Source organism: Nonomuraea sp. NPDC046570, from assembly GCF_040645915.1.
Taxonomy (GTDB): Bacteria; Actinomycetota; Actinomycetes; order Streptosporangiales; family Streptosporangiaceae; genus Nonomuraea.
Map to the genome: position 1 here is coordinate 563,513 of NZ_JBEYZF010000001.1, position 14,834 is coordinate 578,346.

The 14,834-nt window shown below is 68.3% G+C and carries 14 protein-coding genes; 8 read left to right on the top strand and 6 right to left on the bottom strand.

Features of this window, described 5'->3' with window-relative positions; all coding sequences use genetic code 11:
* Nucleotides 1–112: 112 nt before the first annotated feature.
* The 3 genes from ABZ911_RS02660 (at nucleotide 113) to ABZ911_RS02670 (ending at nucleotide 2,637) form a co-directional block, all read left to right on the top strand.
* Nucleotides 113–514 carry a hypothetical protein gene (locus tag ABZ911_RS02660; RefSeq protein ID WP_358050910.1) on the top strand — a complete coding sequence of 134 codons (402 nt, stop codon included), beginning with the start codon at nucleotides 113–115 and terminating at the stop codon, nucleotides 512–514.
* 176 nt (nucleotides 515–690) lie between these two features.
* Nucleotides 691–1,227, top strand: a complete 537-nt coding sequence (locus ABZ911_RS02665; RefSeq protein WP_358050913.1) for a hypothetical protein — start codon at nucleotides 691–693, stop codon at nucleotides 1,225–1,227.
* An 864-nt stretch (nucleotides 1,228–2,091) separates the two neighbouring features.
* On the top strand, nucleotides 2,092–2,637 hold the full coding sequence (locus ABZ911_RS02670) for a hypothetical protein (RefSeq protein ID WP_358050916.1): 546 nt from the start codon (nucleotides 2,092–2,094) through the stop codon (nucleotides 2,635–2,637).
* Nucleotides 2,638–3,360: 723 nt separating this feature from the next.
* Here ABZ911_RS02670 and ABZ911_RS02675 read toward each other — a convergent pair.
* From ABZ911_RS02675 to ABZ911_RS02685, 3 genes are read right to left on the bottom strand one after another with little or no spacing between them, the layout of a single operon-like run.
* A complete protein-coding gene (locus ABZ911_RS02675; RefSeq protein ID WP_358050919.1) occupies nucleotides 3,361–4,737 on the bottom strand; it encodes a tyrosine-type recombinase/integrase in 1,377 nt (458 codons plus the stop codon).
* A gap of 2 nt (nucleotides 4,738–4,739) precedes the next feature.
* Nucleotides 4,740–4,970 (bottom strand): helix-turn-helix domain-containing protein, encoded by a 231-nt coding sequence (locus ABZ911_RS02680; RefSeq protein ID WP_358050922.1) that lies wholly within the window; start codon nucleotides 4,968–4,970, stop codon nucleotides 4,740–4,742.
* A gap of 12 nt (nucleotides 4,971–4,982) precedes the next feature.
* A complete protein-coding gene (locus ABZ911_RS02685; protein ID WP_358050925.1) occupies nucleotides 4,983–6,434 on the bottom strand; it encodes a YfjI family protein in 1,452 nt (483 codons plus the stop codon).
* Between ABZ911_RS02685 and ABZ911_RS02690 the strand changes: the two genes are divergently transcribed.
* Together ABZ911_RS02690 and ABZ911_RS02695 are read left to right on the top strand one after the other, a co-directional pair.
* Nucleotides 6,399–7,424 (top strand): P1 family peptidase, encoded by a 1,026-nt coding sequence (locus tag ABZ911_RS02690; RefSeq protein WP_358050928.1) that lies wholly within the window; start codon nucleotides 6,399–6,401, stop codon nucleotides 7,422–7,424. The two genes, ABZ911_RS02685 and ABZ911_RS02690, sit on opposite strands and share 36 nt — an antisense overlap.
* A gap of 292 nt (nucleotides 7,425–7,716) precedes the next feature.
* Nucleotides 7,717–8,337, top strand: coding sequence for a hypothetical protein (locus ABZ911_RS02695; RefSeq protein ID WP_358050931.1), 621 nt, complete (start codon nucleotides 7,717–7,719; stop codon nucleotides 8,335–8,337).
* A 10-nt stretch (nucleotides 8,338–8,347) separates the two neighbouring features.
* Here the strand turns inward: ABZ911_RS02695 and ABZ911_RS02700 are convergent, their stop codons facing one another.
* On the bottom strand, nucleotides 8,348–9,442 hold the full coding sequence (locus tag ABZ911_RS02700) for a winged helix DNA-binding domain-containing protein (protein ID WP_358050934.1): 1,095 nt from the start codon (nucleotides 9,440–9,442) through the stop codon (nucleotides 8,348–8,350).
* Nucleotides 9,443–9,619: 177 nt separating this feature from the next.
* Here ABZ911_RS02700 and ABZ911_RS02705 point away from each other — a divergent pair, with 177 nt between their 5' ends.
* Complete coding sequence (locus tag ABZ911_RS02705) at nucleotides 9,620–10,567, top strand: nitronate monooxygenase (RefSeq protein WP_358050937.1); 948 nt, start codon at nucleotides 9,620–9,622, stop codon at nucleotides 10,565–10,567.
* 81 nt (nucleotides 10,568–10,648) lie between these two features.
* Here the strand turns inward: ABZ911_RS02705 and ABZ911_RS02710 are convergent, their stop codons facing one another.
* Both ABZ911_RS02710 and ABZ911_RS02715 read right to left on the bottom strand, forming a co-directional pair.
* On the bottom strand, nucleotides 10,649–11,746 hold the full coding sequence (locus ABZ911_RS02710) for a P1 family peptidase (protein WP_358050940.1): 1,098 nt from the start codon (nucleotides 11,744–11,746) through the stop codon (nucleotides 10,649–10,651).
* Nucleotides 11,746–12,363, bottom strand: coding sequence for a TetR family transcriptional regulator C-terminal domain-containing protein (locus ABZ911_RS02715; protein WP_358050943.1), 618 nt, complete (start codon nucleotides 12,361–12,363; stop codon nucleotides 11,746–11,748). The genes ABZ911_RS02710 and ABZ911_RS02715 overlap by 1 nt, the downstream gene beginning before the upstream one ends.
* A gap of 111 nt (nucleotides 12,364–12,474) precedes the next feature.
* Between ABZ911_RS02715 and ABZ911_RS02720 the strand changes: the two genes are divergently transcribed.
* A complete protein-coding gene (locus ABZ911_RS02720; protein ID WP_358050946.1) occupies nucleotides 12,475–13,869 on the top strand; it encodes an APC family permease in 1,395 nt (464 codons plus the stop codon).
* Nucleotides 13,870–13,921: 52 nt separating this feature from the next.
* On the top strand, nucleotides 13,922–14,821 hold the full coding sequence (locus ABZ911_RS02725) for a cation diffusion facilitator family transporter (protein WP_358050949.1): 900 nt from the start codon (nucleotides 13,922–13,924) through the stop codon (nucleotides 14,819–14,821).
* Nucleotides 14,822–14,834: the final 13 nt, after the last annotated feature.

The following is a 14,834-nucleotide window of genomic DNA, read 5'->3' on the forward strand; positions in this document are numbered from 1 at the left end:
GTCTATGTGGTCCAGGGCATGCGCGAGGGCGAGGCCCTCCCTGTCAAAATAGATAGAGGTAACAAACAGGCATGAAACTCTGTGCTGAGGGCGGGGAAGGAGACATCCCTTCGTGGGAGCAAGTGAACAGGATCCACCGATCCCTGACCCCCAGGTGCGCGAGCGAGCCACGGCACGCCGCTACACCGCCGCTTACAAGGCCCGGATCCTGGAGGAGTACGACCGGCTGGACAAGGCCGGCAAGGGCGCGTTGATGCGCCGCGAGGGCTTGTACTCCTCGCTGATCTCCAGTTGGCGAACCGCGCGGGATCATGGCGCCGAGCAGGCGCTGGCCCGGCCGGTCGGCCGGCCGAAGGCCGACCCGCGGGACAAGAAGATCGACGCGCTGGAGGGGGAGGTCGAGCGGCTTCAGGCAACGCCCGCAATTGTCCGCAGCTTCTTCCAGGATCGAGACCTGCTCTACATCACGCGGCCAGTCACCGAGCTACGGTCCAGTAGCCCAGTTTCTCCTTAGTACGCGAATCCCTGGCCACGCTCATCCGCCGCTGCGCCGACCTGCCCGAATCCGAGGCGGACGACATTCACACCGCCGCCACCGGCGTGCTGCGCACCCTCGCCCGGTCGGCTTGGATGGACGTCATGTGTGCTCTTCTTCGCCCGAACCCTCAGTACGGCACCCGCGGTTCCGGAATGATTCTGACGTTCTTCGGCACCGTCTGGTGGCTCGTCGGCTCCGTCGTCCTGTACGGCTCCGCCCGTACCGCCGCCCTCGTCGCCGGAGCCGTCCTCGCCGCGACCCTGCTCGTCCTCGCTGCCCGCCGCCTCGACGGAACCGGCGGGCGCGAGGCGTACGAACGCAGCGCGCGCACCTTCAAGTGGAGTAACGTCGGCCAGGGAGTGGGGATCGCGGTCGTCATCGCGGTCGGGAACATCACCGGCGGGTACAGCTGGATACCGGCACTCATCGCGATCGTGGTCGGCGCGCATTTCTTCCCGCTGGCGCGACCGTTCGGCCGCCTCGAGTACCGCTGGACCGGCAGCCTGCTCATCGTCGTCGGCGTGGCCGGCTGCGCCATGGCGCTCTCCGGGGCCTCGGAGTCCGGGGTCCAAACCGTGGCCGGTCTGGGCTCCGCCACCGTCCTGTGGGCCACGACGGCGTGGTACCTCGTCTCCGGCGTCCCTGGCGTATCCACGCCGCGACAGCAAAGCGCCGACACAGGTTCCTGATATGTGTCACGGCCGCGATCGCTTCGATCCCGCAGCGGCCAGTCCTTGTAGTGGTCGACCACGGATGTCAGGCCGCGCTCGGCCAGGGCAATGATGTCGGGCTCGCCGACGTCCAGGCCGGTGGCCTCGCTGAGCATCTCCGCGCATCTGCGCGCGCCCAGCGGCTGCGGCGGAATCGCCTGGCGCAGCTGGGTGGCCCGGCCGGCCAGGTCCTCGGCGACTCTTAACGACACCCCAACGCAGCCGGAAAGCTTGCCGGGCGCCGGGGAACAAGCCCTCGTCTGCCTCGTGACCGGCCCCGTAGCCAGCCCCGAAGCGAGCACGGCACGTGCGCAGGACCACCTCGTGCGCGTGGAGTTCGACGCCGAGCCCGGCGAGGACGCTCGGGCGGCCGGGCTGAGGCACCTCGGCCAGGCATGCCGACAGCTCGGCGCCCAAGGGCTTGAGCTCTTCGACGTGCAATTCCAGATCCTTTATATCGGCCGGTCAGGCAAGCCTTGCCCGATGGAAGAGGCTCGCAGGGGCACGGCGTCCTTCACAGCTCGGACGAGGCGTCGGCCCGTCAGACGCAGCGGAGTATTGCCAGCCCCGGCCCCCTTCTATTCAGGCAACCTGCTGGAAGGGTTGGCTGCGGCGCCGGCCCGGTCGTCTCCGGCGACGCCGAGACGTGCGGTCGGTCGCTTGCCGGTCGATCATGGCCACCGGAGCGGCGACTCCCGCTCACCACGAACGCGGTCCTCTTGGGGGATGACCCCGATCGCGACCTCCGGAGGATCTCGTCGAGACCTGACGACGACGTCCAGGGCACCCTCGCGGTGGCAGATTGGCGGAACCGTAGAACGCAATCTACCGAGGGAGCGCGACGTGACCGATACGAAAAAGCTGTGGGGACGACGTGGAATTGCCGGACTGGCTGCCACGCTTGCGTTGATCACCGGAACGGCGACGGCGTCCTTCGCCGGAACCGCGCCTTCCGACCCTGGGCCCCGGCTGTCCGGATCCGCGGGCGGCGAACTGACCAAGACGTTCGGATCTTGGGCCGGGGACCCGGTGAAGTTCCAGATCGAGGCCCGTGGCGGACCCGGCACCACGAAGGGGACTTTCAAGGTGTTCCACGGGAAGGGCCGGACCGGTGGCGTCGTCGCCGAGTTCGAGGGGAAGATCACCTGTCTGCTGGTGGGCGGTGAGGTCGCCGTCGCCACCGGCGTTATCACCCGTGGTTACGCGAACCTTACGGATGAGAAGAACGCGGACATCGCCGGCCAGAAGGTCTCGTTCACCGTGCACGACAACGGCCGTTCCGACAGGCTCTACTGGATGTGGGGGTTCATGAACGCGCCGATCAACGATTGCCAGGGCACGGCGCCGATTCTCAAGACGAGCCACGGGGACTTCAAGGTCCATGACTGACAGGGCAGGCGATCTGGCGCACGTCGGGCGAGGTCGCGCACCCTGCATCCGCGCGGAGGTGACTGCAATGCCGTAGACGCCGTCGCGACCTCGGGAGGATCCCGCGGCGACCTGAGGACGATGTGCGGGGCGTCGCCGCAGCGGTAGATTGACAGGAACGCCGGGGCCCTGGGATGTACCCCGATGGATGGCATGGGGCCGGTCCCAATCTTGCCAAAAAGCCGCTACGGTCCCACCGATTCCCGATGTGTTCCCACAGAGGCGGGGGGATCTTTAAAGGTGCAGGTCAGAGCATTCTCGCGGAGGAACTGTAAAACCGTCGGCTCAGGACGACAAGCATGCCTTCTGCTGATCGCTGACCGTAGTCATCGCATCGGACCAGGCGCAAGTCTCAGGTCGTGAACATGGACCGACTGTGGACCAAGAGTCGGCGTGGGTGTAGGTCATAAGGCGTATCCCCTGGTCATGGCCCTTGGAGGGAGAGAATCTATAGCCCTCTCCGGAGCCGGGTGCGCAGGTTCGAATCCTGCAGGGGGCACTCGCGATCTACATCGAAGAACGCGCTATGACCTGCGGAAACGCAGGTCATTCGTGTTTCTGGGGTGTGCCACCGGATGCCAGTGACGGCAAGCGAATGCCCATGATCACGTACCAGCCGCGTACCGATCAACGAGACAGGGCCAGCCGTGCGGCTGGCCCTGTGATTCACGCGTCTGGTTGCGGCTAGTCGCCGTCGTCATCCCCGAGTGCGTCGTCGAGCATGTTGTGCCAGAGGTGGTCTTGGCCGTCGATGCACTTGGCGTAGATCTTCAACAGGACTTCCACGCTGTGTCCTGCCCATTGGGCGACCTGGGTGGCGGGAACTCCCGCGTTGAGGCGCAGGGAGACGCCGGCGTGGCGTAGGTCGTACGGGCGCTTGGCGAGTTGGGAAGCCGATTGCGCGGGTGTGAGGGCGAGAGTGCGGGCCGTTTTCCAGGTGCGGACGTAGCCGGACTTGTACAGGGTGCCGCCGCGCTCGGTGCGGAACAGGCGACCGTCTTGGGCCACGCCGAAGCGCTGAATGTGATCGCGGAGGATGGCGACGAGTTGCGGAGGGATGGGGATAGACCGCTTGGCCTTGCGTGGGCGCCCTTTGAGACCGCGCTGTTCGTGGGCTTGGCCGTTGTCGGTCCACTTGGTGCCCACGGTGGGGGCGGAACCGCTGAGGAGGAGCCGTCCCCATCCGTTCTTGGGCAGTGTGCAGTCGTCCTGACGCAGGGCCGCGACTTCGCTGGGGCGCATCATGGCGTAGTACATGCAGGCGAAGAACGCCACCAGGCGGTCACCTCGCCGCCATCCCGCGTAGCTGACGGCTGTCAGCAATTCGCGGACCTGAGCCGGTGAGGCAACGACGGCGGGGTCTATCTCTTCGCACACCTCCGACTCGGGTGCCTTCCAGTCCAGTTCTTCAGTGAGTGGGTTCTTGGTGAGGCGCTTCTTTGCGACGGCGTAGCGAAGGACGTTGAACAGCACTCGTCGTCGGCGGCTGTAGTAGCCAGGGGCGGCGGCGGTTCCGTCGAGCTTGCGGGCGCAGGCTTCCAGAGCAGCCGTGATGTGGTCGTACTCGATGAGTTCGGCAACCGGAATGGATGCCTTGGCGATCCATTCGAGAGCCTGCGCGATCTCGGCGGGCTGGTCGGCCTCGCGGTGCTGCTGGTTGAAAGCCCACTGGTAGAGGGCCGTGCGCAGGACGTGGGGATTGGGTGCGCCGCGGAGGTCACGGACAAGGGCGGGGGTCACTGTTACGAGCGTCTCGGCGATGGAGATGCGTTGCCTACCTGACACGTTGGGCCAGCGGGCGGCTACGTAGTCGCAGGCGTGGGCGTACCAAGTGATGGTGTTCCGGGTGCGGGTCTTGGAGTCCGGCAGGCCGGTCTCCGTGTCGAACGCTTCGCCGTTCTGGGCGGCCTTCTTCAGCTCCGAGCGGTAGCTGTCAGCGAGTTCCCAGGTGGCGAAGTGCTCGGAGAAGACCTTCTCTTCGACGACCCAGCGAACCATGTACGGGCGGTGCCCCGCCTTCTTGGTGGAGATCTTCCAGATGCGAACGCGGTAGCTCTTCATGGTCAGCTTGCCTTTCGCTTCTCGGCCAGGGAGTCGAGCCAGGTTTCGAAATCGCGGCGCTTGATCCGGAGTTCGCCGTTAGGCAGGCGGTGGCAAGGTGGTGTGCGCCCAAGTGCGCGCCAGCGCTGCCATGTGCGCCGCCTGATGTCCAGTTCGTCGAGCAGCTCGGGGACGCTCATCCAGGTACCGGTGCGGTTGCTGGCACGGCGGATGTCAATGGCAGATGGCTTCACTTCGTCGTCCCTTCAAGACCCTGGCTGGTGGAGGTTGGGATGGACGGCGTAGGCGGGGGAGGGGCGGCGACCGGGCCCGGTACGTGGTGGGTCGGGCTCTCGGCGGATCCAGCCGAGTTGTTCGAGCAGGTCCAGGGCTGGTTCCAGTTCGGTGACCTTGCGGAAGCGGCTGCGGGGTAGGGCGGTGAAGGCTTCGCGGACGGTGAAGCGGGTGGTGTGGGTGCGGTGTAGCCAGGCGTGGACAGTGCGGGCGGCTTCGACGTCGGGGTCTGCGCCCATGGCGTCGAAGGTGGCCAGGGCGTGGGCGGTGAAGTACTGGCCGAGGGTGATGGCGGCGTGGACGGTCTGGGCGCTGATGGGGCGTCGCCAGCCGTCTTCGACGTGGGTGGCCAGGTGGAGGAGTCCGGCGATGCGCATGACTGCGCCGTCGAACTTGCCTGCCCAGTCGGTGATGTGGCCGAGGTCTCCGGAGTGGGGGCGTAGCCGGGTTTCGGTCGTGCGGCGGTGTTCGGTGAAGACCTCGGTGGCGTCGGGCGACAGCAGCAGTCGTGCGGGGTCGTCCCAGTCGTGCATGCCGATCGTGAGCTGTTGCAGGTTGGCGTCGTAGCGCGCGGCGACATGTTCGGGTACCGGGGGTGGGTCGATGCGCCGGTATCCGATGTTGCTCGTGGGCAGGCTGTACAGGATGCGGCCGAGTAGCCCTTTGCCGCGGAAGCCGGGCATGGTGGCGATGTCGGCGATGATCTCGGGTTGTACGGCCAGGCCGAGGGTGAGCGCGGCGTCGTCTACGCGTTCGGTTCGGCCTCGCCGGTCGATGATCAGGGCGTCACCGGCGTGCCCTTTGAGGAACAGGTCGAGGTTCGGTGTGCCGGAGTAGCGTCCGGCGAGGGTGGCGAAGATGCCGCCTTCGGCGCTGAGGATGGCCAGCCGGCCACCCTGCTCGGAAAGCAGGCTGGCGGCTGTTTCGGGTGTGATGTCGTCGGCCACGAGCCGAGGCAGAACGGGCACTTTGATGCCCTCGACGGTCAGGGCGGCGCTTTGCGCCTCGGCTACCGCTTCCGGGGCGGCTTCGCCGCGCGCGGCGCTGGCCGTACGGGCGGCTTTCTCGGCGACGTCTACGGCCAGGCGGCGCGCGACCTCGGCCTCGGTGATCGAAGGCGAGCTGTCGTGCTTGCTCCCAAGCGCGCGAGTGGGTAGGGGCGTCCGAGGATGCCGCCGCGTTCGTTCCGGAACGGCCTGCCGTACTCGGCGGTGCCGTACTTCTCGATGTGAGCGCTTCCTGTTCGTGTCGGGCGAGGAACGCAACAGTGGGCAGGTCCTGGATTGCCGTCCCAAGCGGGGCCTCTTCTTTCGGTCGTCACGACAAGAGGCCCCTCCCGGCGAAGGCTCAGAATCCAAAGGACCGCACCATGAGAGAGGGGTCCTATCTTGGTTGACTTCGCGGAGCAGCAACCGATTGCCCATCGTCTGCGAGACTTCGGGCACCTTGTTGGACGTCTGGAGCCGGGCACTCACAACGCCATCACGGATGTAGCGGGAGTACTCGTCGGTCAGACCACCCTTCTGGACCAGGAGAAGGGCGTCTACTCCGGGGTGACGGCCATCGTGCCGACCGCGCTCTCCGAGGCCCGAACCGTTCCGGCTGGGTTCAATGTCGGGAATGGCTATGGGAAGTTCGTGGGTGCCACGCAGGTCATGGAGCTTGGCGAGTTGGAGACCCCCATCCTGCTGACCTCGACGCTTTCCACCTTCCGCGTGGCCGACAGCCTGCTGAGCTGGATCATCGACCGCGCGAGTGAGCCCGTTCGCTCGGTGAATCCCGTCGTCGGTGAGGTCAATGACTCCTGGCTGTCGTCCGTGGAGCGGCCCGTCACCACCGAGCATGTCTATGCGGCGCTGGACGGAGCGCAAGGCGGCGCCGTGGCGATGGGCAACGTCGGCGGCGGCACGGGAGCCATCGCGCTCGGCTTCAAAGCAGGCATCGGTACGGCTTCGCGAAAGGTGGCGCTTCGCGATCGGCAGGCGACCGTTGGCGTACTGGTGCAGGCCAACATGAGCGGGGACCTGCGGCTCCTGGGCAGCACGATCACTCCCGAGAGCCTGGGCTTCCGTCGGCCCGGGTATGTCGCTGAACGCGGCTCCTGCGTCGTAGTGATCGCCGTCGACGTCGCCTGCAGCGCCCTGCAGCTGTCGCGGATCGCGGCCAGGGGTGTCTTCGGGCTCGGCCAGGTGGGTGCGGCGTTCAGCCACGGGAGCGGTGACTACGGTCTGGCGTTCTCGTCCGAGGCCTCCGAGACGCCCAGGACGCTGGATCCGGGCGAGCTCGACGGCGTCTTCGCGGCCGTCATGGAGTCGGTCGAGGAGGCGGTGATCGACGCCCTGCTCGCCGCACGGACGGTCCGTACTCTCTCGGGGCGTGAGGCGATCGCCCTACCCCACGAGGTGCTGAGGTGACCGCACCCCACGAGGTGCTGAGGCCGCCCGACGCCGGGCGCCTACCAGCTCACCATCCACTGCGACACCCCCACCGCCTGATACCGGGCGCTTACCGGCTCACCATCTACCGCGACACCCCCACCGCCTGATATCGGGCGCCTACCAACTCACCATCCAAAAAGACACCCCCACCGCCTGAGCAGGAGCCTCACGCAGGGTAGGGCACTGGCGGCTCGTCGAACGATCCTCTCCCTCCTGCGACCAGGGAACCGGGGCGAACTTAGCGAGAAGATCTCGTATCTCAACAGATGTGATCAAACAAGTGATGGCGACGGCGTTGGTGATCGGATCGGTGGTGGGTGGAACCGGTGTGGCTCACGCGGGCGTCGCCGAGATTCCCAAGGGGTTCCTGCTGACCGAGGCTGCGGCGGTTGCGGGGCCGGTTGTGGAGGACGAGGAGTGGTGGAAGATCAGCAACAGTCTGGCCCGGCAGCTTGAACTCAATCCCTGTCCCAGGAAGGGGAAACCCCGCGACGGCCGGGTCGTGATGCGCACCATCCTGTACTCGAGCAGTGCTCCGTCCGGTAGCAGCGAACAGCTCGTGCTGTACAGGAGCACCAAGGCCGCCCAGGCCGCTTTTCGTCAGCTTCGGGCGGATCTGACCAGGTGCCCTAAGCAGGCATCGACGAAGCGCACCACCAGGTACGGCTATGTCGGCAAGCCGTTGCGAGTCGGAGACGAGGCTCTGTCTGTCGCAGGCTACTTCTATAAGGAGCGTGATCCCGGCGAGCTGGGGGTCGTCGCCCGCCGGGGTACCGCCTTGTTCTTCTACACCGACGTCGGCAATGGCGCGGCGGCGGGAAAGAAGATCGTCGGCCAGGCGAAGAAGATGGCGAAGAAGGTGTGTGACCTGCCCGGAGTGTGCGGGTGAACCGCCCGTTTCAGGAAGAGGGTGCAGGCTCCCTGTCGAGGGTGAGTGTCTCGGCGCCGATGAAGGGGCGGAGCCGTTCGGCCTCCTCCAGGAGTGCACTCGCGGCCTTGTCCGGCAGGGGCTTGAGAGGGGTGAGTCGCAGGTTCTTTCCCTTTGCCGACCAGGTTCCGTGGACGAAGCCGTCGATGAGGAAGGTGGGCAGGACCATGGCGCCGCCCGGCATCACGACCTTCCTGGCGGCGTCGGAGATGATCCTGGTTCTGTCCGCGTGACCGAGGAGCAGGTTGTCGAAGGCGGGCAGGAATCGTACGGGTGCGGGGAGGTCAGGGTCGGCCAGTGGGGCGCCGGGTAGGTCGACGAACTGTTTGCCCTGCTCGTCGTGGAGGATTCGCAGGTCCAGTCGCTCGACCGTCTCGCACAGCCGGGTGAGCCCGGACCAGGACTGGATGTCCTTGACGGTGGCGGGGCCGAAGGCGGCGAGGTAGCGGGTGATCACCTCGTCCGTGCGCGGTGTTCCGTCGAGCGGTCGGCCGAGCCAGTCCTCGGCGAGCGCCACCGGCATGCCGGGCCTGGTGCCCCACCCTCCCCAGGTGCCGCCCGGGTTCGGGTGGACGATGGGGGTCCTGAGCTCCACGGCTGCGGCGAGGATGGATGCTTTGCGGCCGGGGAAGCGTTCGGCCAGGAGCGTGCCGTACTGCCGGCGGGTCAGTGTTCTTCCCGTCAGTAGTTCCCTGCCGGCCTGTAGTAGTTCGGCGAGGTTCAGGTCGGTGGTCTGGTCGGTGAAGTACCGCGCGCGTGCCGTGCGGTCGAGGGCCGGTTGGACGACGGGTCTGAGGGTGGCGAAGAGTTCGGCGGTGGCCAGGTGCTGGGTGGTGCGGATCATGGTGGAGCGCACCACCATGCGGTCGTCGAGCAGCGCGGTCAGGTCCGCGTGCGTGAAGTTCGCCAGCCTGGTCCAGAGGCCGATGTAGGGCCAGTTCGGTTCCTGGGACTGCATCGCGAGGAGATGGCCGACCATCTGGAGCGCCGAGAGTGTGGTGCTGCGTTCCAGGAGGTGCTGCCGCTGGAGCAGCGTTCTGTTGAGGCGACGAAGGGTGAGGACCATAGCGGTCACCCTACGAACCATTGCGGAACGTTTCTTTCCGCGATTCTTCGTAGGCGGCCTGTCCTCCTGGACGTACTACGAAGAGTGCCGATCGAACAGGCCGGGGTGAGGCATGCCTGACGGAGAGTCACGGATTCGGGGTGAAAAACTACTCTCAGAGATCTGGAGGAGGCGATGATGCGTACCTGGTTGACGGACAGGTTCGGACTGGATGTGCCTGTGGTGGGCGCGCCGATGGCGGGGGTGGGGGCCGGGCGGCTGGCCGCGGCGGTGTCCGCGGCGGGCGGGCTCGGGATGGTCGGTGTGGGGGCCGCCGCCTCGGGCGAGTGGGTCACCGAGCAGGCCGAGATCGCGGGTGCGGGCGGCCGGCCGTACGGCGTGGGGCTGATGGCCTGGGTGCTGGCCGGGAAGCCCGCGCAGATCGAGGCGGTGATCGAGGCGCGGCCGAGCCTGGTGTCGGTGAGTTTCGGACCGTACCTGGAGCATGTGGAGCGGTTGCGCGCGGCGGGCATCACGGTGGCCACTCAGGTCGGCACGACTGACGAGGCGCGCGCCGCCGAGCAGGCCGGAGTGGACGTGGTGGTGGCGCGCGGGGCGGAGGCGGGCGGCCACGGGCGCGACGACGTGGCGACGCTGCCCCTGCTGCAGAGCGTCCTGGACGCGGTGCGGACCCCTGTGCTCGCCGCGGGCGGCATCGCGACCGCTCGCGGGCTGGCCGCGGTGCTGGCGGCGGGCGCGGCGGGCGCCTGGGTGGGGACGGCCTTCATGGGCTGCGCCGAAACGGAGACCCCGCCGCAGGCCATGGAACGGCTGCTGGCGGCAGGGGAGACCGACACCGCCTACGGCCGGGTGTTCGACATCGCGCAGCGCCTCTCCTGGCCGCCGGAGTACGGCGGGCGCGCCTTGCGCAACACGTTCTTCGACGAATGGGCGGGCCGGGAGGAGGACCTGGCCTCCGACGAGCAGGCTCGTACGAAGATCGAGACGGCCCGCCGGGAGGGCGACTTCGACGTCGCCGTCATCTATGCGGGTCAGGCGGTGGGAATGGTACGGCGGCAGCGGACGGCGGCCGATGTGATCGCCGAACTCTCCGGGGCCGAGCAACTGCTGAGGCGCTTCTGCTAGGTGCACCCCGCGCAGGCCCTGCACCAGCGCCGCGGGCAGCCGGCCGTACCTCCCCGCCCCGGTCAGCTAACGACTGACGGATCATTCCTGCTGAGGGGGCGTGAGTCTGGGGCTGAGCAGTTCGAGGAGTTCAGGGATGGGGAGGGCGGGGGAGCGGTGGCCGTTGCGGCCGATCATGGTGTCGGCGGCGACGAGGGCGTTGAGCACGGCCTCCTCCACCGCGTGGACGACGGCCTCGAAGAAGGCGTCCAGGCGGTTCCAGGGGATAAAGCGTAGGTGTTCATAGCCGGGCTCGCCCTGGGGGAAGGTGGAGTCGAGGGCGCCGGGGTTGCCGGTGGAGAAGGCCAGGAAGATGTCGCCGGAGAAGTGTGATCCGGTGGTGCCGGTGCGGGCCAGGCCGAGCGGGACCCGCCGGGCGAGCGCCGAGCACTGGAGCGGCAGCAGCGGCGCGTCGGTGGCGATGACGACGATGACCGATCCCGCCCCCTGCGGGGTCCTCCAGTCGGTGTCCCGCATGGGGTCGTCGGCAGCGAGCGCCTGGCCGACGGGGACGCCGCAGACCGTGAGCTGCTTACGGGAGCCGAAGTTCGCCTGGACGAAGGCGCCCACCGTGTAGGTGTCCGGTCCGTACTCCACCAAGCGTGAGGAGGTGCCGCTTCCGGCCTTGAAGCCGTAGCAGTTCATCCCGGTGCCGCCGCCGACGGAGCCCTCGGCGACCGGGCCCGGCCGGGCCGCGTCGATGGCCGCCATGGCGTGGGACGGCTGGATGTGCGGGCCGTTGATGTCGTTGAGGTAGCCGTCCCAGGTCTCGGCGACCACGGGGAGCAGCCACTGCGCGGCCACCGCCGGCTTCTCCCGGGCGACCCAGTCGATCACGCCGCGGTGGCAGGGGCCGATGGCGTGGGTGTTGGTGATGAGCACCGGGAGCTTGAGCGAGCCGGTCTCGGTGAGCCAGGCCGTACCCGTCATCTCGCCGTTGCCGTTGAGTGAGGACCAGCCCGCGGCGCATGGCACGTCGAAGTCCGCGCGTCCGCGCGGCAGGATGGCGGTGACGCCCGTGCGGACGTCGTCGCCCTCGATCAGGGTGGTGTAGCCGACCTCCACGCCCGGGACGTCGGTGATGGCGTTGGCGGATCCGGTACGGCCGGGCAGTGGCAGGCCGAGTTCACGTGCTCGCATCAGTGTTCGTCGAGTCCTTCCAGGTCACAACCGGTGGTGTCGGCCGCGTAGGCCACCAGGAGGCGCTCCGCCTGGTCGCGGTCGAGGGTGGGCACGGCCTGGGTGATGTGGAGGCCGAGGCCGTCTTCGAGCATGACGAAGCCGCGGGCGATGGCGCCGGCGTCACGGGTCAGGGTGAACACCCCGGTCGCCGCGCCCGCTTCGAGGATGGCCGCGTACAGGGCGACCTGCCGTTCGCACAGCAGAATGTGCTGGGCGGAGTAGGCGGGATCCCGGCGCGCGTACGTGCCGAGTTCGAGGAGTAGGACGCACAGCTCGTCGTCGCTGCCGGTGGGCAGGCCGGCGCGGATCATCCCGAGCAGGCGGCGCCTCGGGTCGGGCTCGCTCCGGGCGGCCTCCTCCCGGTCGACGCAGAACCGTTCGACGGCCTCCCGCTGTACCTCGCGCAGCAGGTCGGTCAGGGCGGGGAAGTAGTAGAGCACCGAACCCGTGGACATGTCGGCCTGCTCGGCCACGTCGCGCAGGCGCAGGTCGGCGATGCCGCGCCGGAGCAGCGCCTGGCGGGCCGCGGCGACGAGCTCGGCGCGCCTCTCATGGGCTCTGCTGGGTCGGGCCATGCCAGCGATTCTCTATACATCGCTCAATGAACGCAAGCGAGACCCAGTGTGGTATTGACGACTTCGCCAGGCAGTTCTTTGATACTTAATCAAAGAACCCAAGGAGGCGTCGTGGCCGCTACCGACCAGATCCCGCCCGCCCGCCCTCGCCTGCACCGTGGCCTGAGAGTCCTGGGAACCCTGCTCATCACACTGTCGGCGATCACTCCCGCGTCGTCGGTGTTCATCATCGCGCCGGGCGTCATCGGCCAGGCGGGCACGGGCGCGTTCCTGGCCTTCGTGGTCGCGGGCGTGGTGGGGGTCTTCATGGCCTTCGTCTACGCCGAGCTCGCCTCGGCCTATCCGCTCAGCGGGGGCGAGTACGCGATCGTGGCGCGCACCCTCGGCCGCCTGCCGGGCTTCGTCGTCCTGGGCCTGTTCATGGTCACCCAGCTGCTCATCATCGCGGTGATCGCGCTCGGCGTGGGCATCTACCTGTCGGTGCTCTTCCCGGGCTTACCCGCGCAGACCGTCGCGGCCGTGACCACGCTGGCGGCCACCGCGCTGGCCGTCTTCGACATCAAGCTCAACGCCTGGGTCACCGGCACCTTCCTGGCCATCGAGATGCTCGCCCTGGTGGTGGTGAGCGCGCTGGGATTCCTGAACCCCCAGCGTTCCCTCGCCGACCTGGTCGCCCATCCGGTGGTCGCCGGCGCGGACGGCACCATCGTCGCGGCCTCCGTCGGCGTCATCGGAGCCGCCACCGCGGTCGCCATCTTCTCCTACAACGGGTACGGCGCGGCCGTCTACCTCGGCGAGGAGATCCAGGACGCCCGCCGCGGGATGGCCAGGACCATCCTGTGGGCCCTGGGCATCACGGTCGCCTCCGAGCTGATCCCGGTCACCGCCGTCCTCCTCGGAGCGCCCTCGCTCACCGGGCTCTTCGGCGCCGGCAACATGATGGAGTACTTCGTCACCGCCCGCGCCGGATCGGCGGTGAACGACGTCATCAGCCTCGCCATCGCGCTGGCCATCCTCAACGCCGTGCTCGCGATTGTCCTCGTCACCGCCCGCATGGTCTTCAGCACCGGCCGCGACGGCACCTGGCCGTCGCCGGTCAGTCGGGCGCTCGCCGCGATCCACCCCCGGTTCGGCAGCCCGTGGATCGCCACCCTCGCCACCGGGGCCATTGGCGCCGCGTTCTGCTACGCCGACGAGCGGTTCCTGCTGGTGGTCACGGCCACCACGATCATCGCCATCTACGCCGCGCTCTGCCTGTCGACGATCATCGGCCGCCGCAACGGCTCGACCGCGCACGCCGCCTACCGCATGCCCCTGTTCCCCGTCGCCCCGATCCTGGCCCTGGCCGCCATCGGGTACGTCGTCTACCGGAACCTCCTCGATCCCGAGGTTGGACGGCCCAGCCTCTACACCACCGCCGGCATCGGCGTCGTCTCCGCCGGCTACTACCTGCTCGTCCTGCGCCGCCGCCCCGGCAGGTGGGACCTTCAAGGACCGGACGACTGACACGCTACTCTGTTCATATGAACACTTATTCAGATGTTGAGCGGAGCCTCTGATGGGCGCGGGACACGGGCACGGGCACGCCGCGGGGCGGCACCGTTGGCGGCTGGCGGTCTCCTTCGCCCTGATCGGCGGCTTCTTCGTGGTGGAGCTCGTCTTCGGCCTGCTGTCGGGGTCGCTGGCGCTGCTGTCGGACGCCGGGCACATGGCCGCCGACGTGGTCACCCTCGGGGCCGCGCTGGTCGCCACGAAGATCGCCGTCCGTCCCGACACCACCGGCCGCCGCAGCTACGGCTCCTACCGGGCCGAGGTGTTCGCCTCGCTGCTGGCCGTGGTGCTGATGCTCGGCGTGGCGCTCTACGTGGTCGTCGAGGCGGTCGGCCGGATCGGCGGCCCCGCCGAGGTCTCCTCCGGGCCGATGCTGGTCGTGGGCGCCATCGGCCTGATCGTCAACCTCATCGCCCTGCTGCTGCTGCGCTCGGGCGCCAGCGAGAGCCTCAACGTCAAGGGCGCCTACCTTGAGGTCGTGGCCGACACCGCCGGTTCGGTCGGCGTCATCGCCGCCGGATGGCTCGTCGCCGCCACCGGCCAGCCCTTCTGGGACACCGCCGTCGCGCTCGCCATCGGCGTCTTCGTCGCCGTGCGCGCCGTCGCGCTGGGACGCCAGGTCTTCGCCGTACTGGGCCAGCACGTCCCCGACGGGATGGACGCTGCCACCGTCGCGGCCGACCTGGCCGCCCTCGACGGTGTACGGGAGGTCCACGATCTGCACCTGTGGACCCTGACCTCCGGGATGAACGTCGCCACCGCCCACCTCGTCACCCGCGACCAGGGCGACGGCCACGCCGTCCTGGACCAGGCACGCGACCTGCTGCGCCAACGGCACGGCGTCGCCCACGCCACCCTCCAGGTGGAGCCCGCCGACCACCGAGGATGCGACGAACCGGGCTGGTGAGATCGGGGGCCCC

Bases quoted from the DNA above. Each gene is read 5' to 3' on its own strand.
- ABZ911_RS02665 (WP_358050913.1), top strand. From the start codon at position 691: ATGATTCTGACGTTCTTCGGCACCGTCTGGTGGCTCGTCGGCTCCGTC.
- ABZ911_RS02675 (WP_358050919.1), bottom strand. From the start codon at position 4,737: ATGAAGAGCTACCGCGTTCGCATCTGGAAGATCTCCACCAAGAAGGCG.
- ABZ911_RS02685 (WP_358050925.1), bottom strand. From the start codon at position 6,434: ATGGGCAATCGGTTGCTGCTCCGCGAAGTCAACCAAGATAGGACCCCT.
- ABZ911_RS02700 (WP_358050934.1), bottom strand. From the start codon at position 9,442: ATGGTCCTCACCCTTCGTCGCCTCAACAGAACGCTGCTCCAGCGGCAG.
- ABZ911_RS02705 (WP_358050937.1), top strand. From the start codon at position 9,620: ATGCGTACCTGGTTGACGGACAGGTTCGGACTGGATGTGCCTGTGGTG.
- ABZ911_RS02710 (WP_358050940.1), bottom strand. From the start codon at position 11,746: ATGCGAGCACGTGAACTCGGCCTGCCACTGCCCGGCCGTACCGGATCC.
- ABZ911_RS02715 (WP_358050943.1), bottom strand. From the start codon at position 12,363: ATGGCCCGACCCAGCAGAGCCCATGAGAGGCGCGCCGAGCTCGTCGCC.
- ABZ911_RS02725 (WP_358050949.1), top strand. From the start codon at position 13,922: ATGGGCGCGGGACACGGGCACGGGCACGCCGCGGGGCGGCACCGTTGG.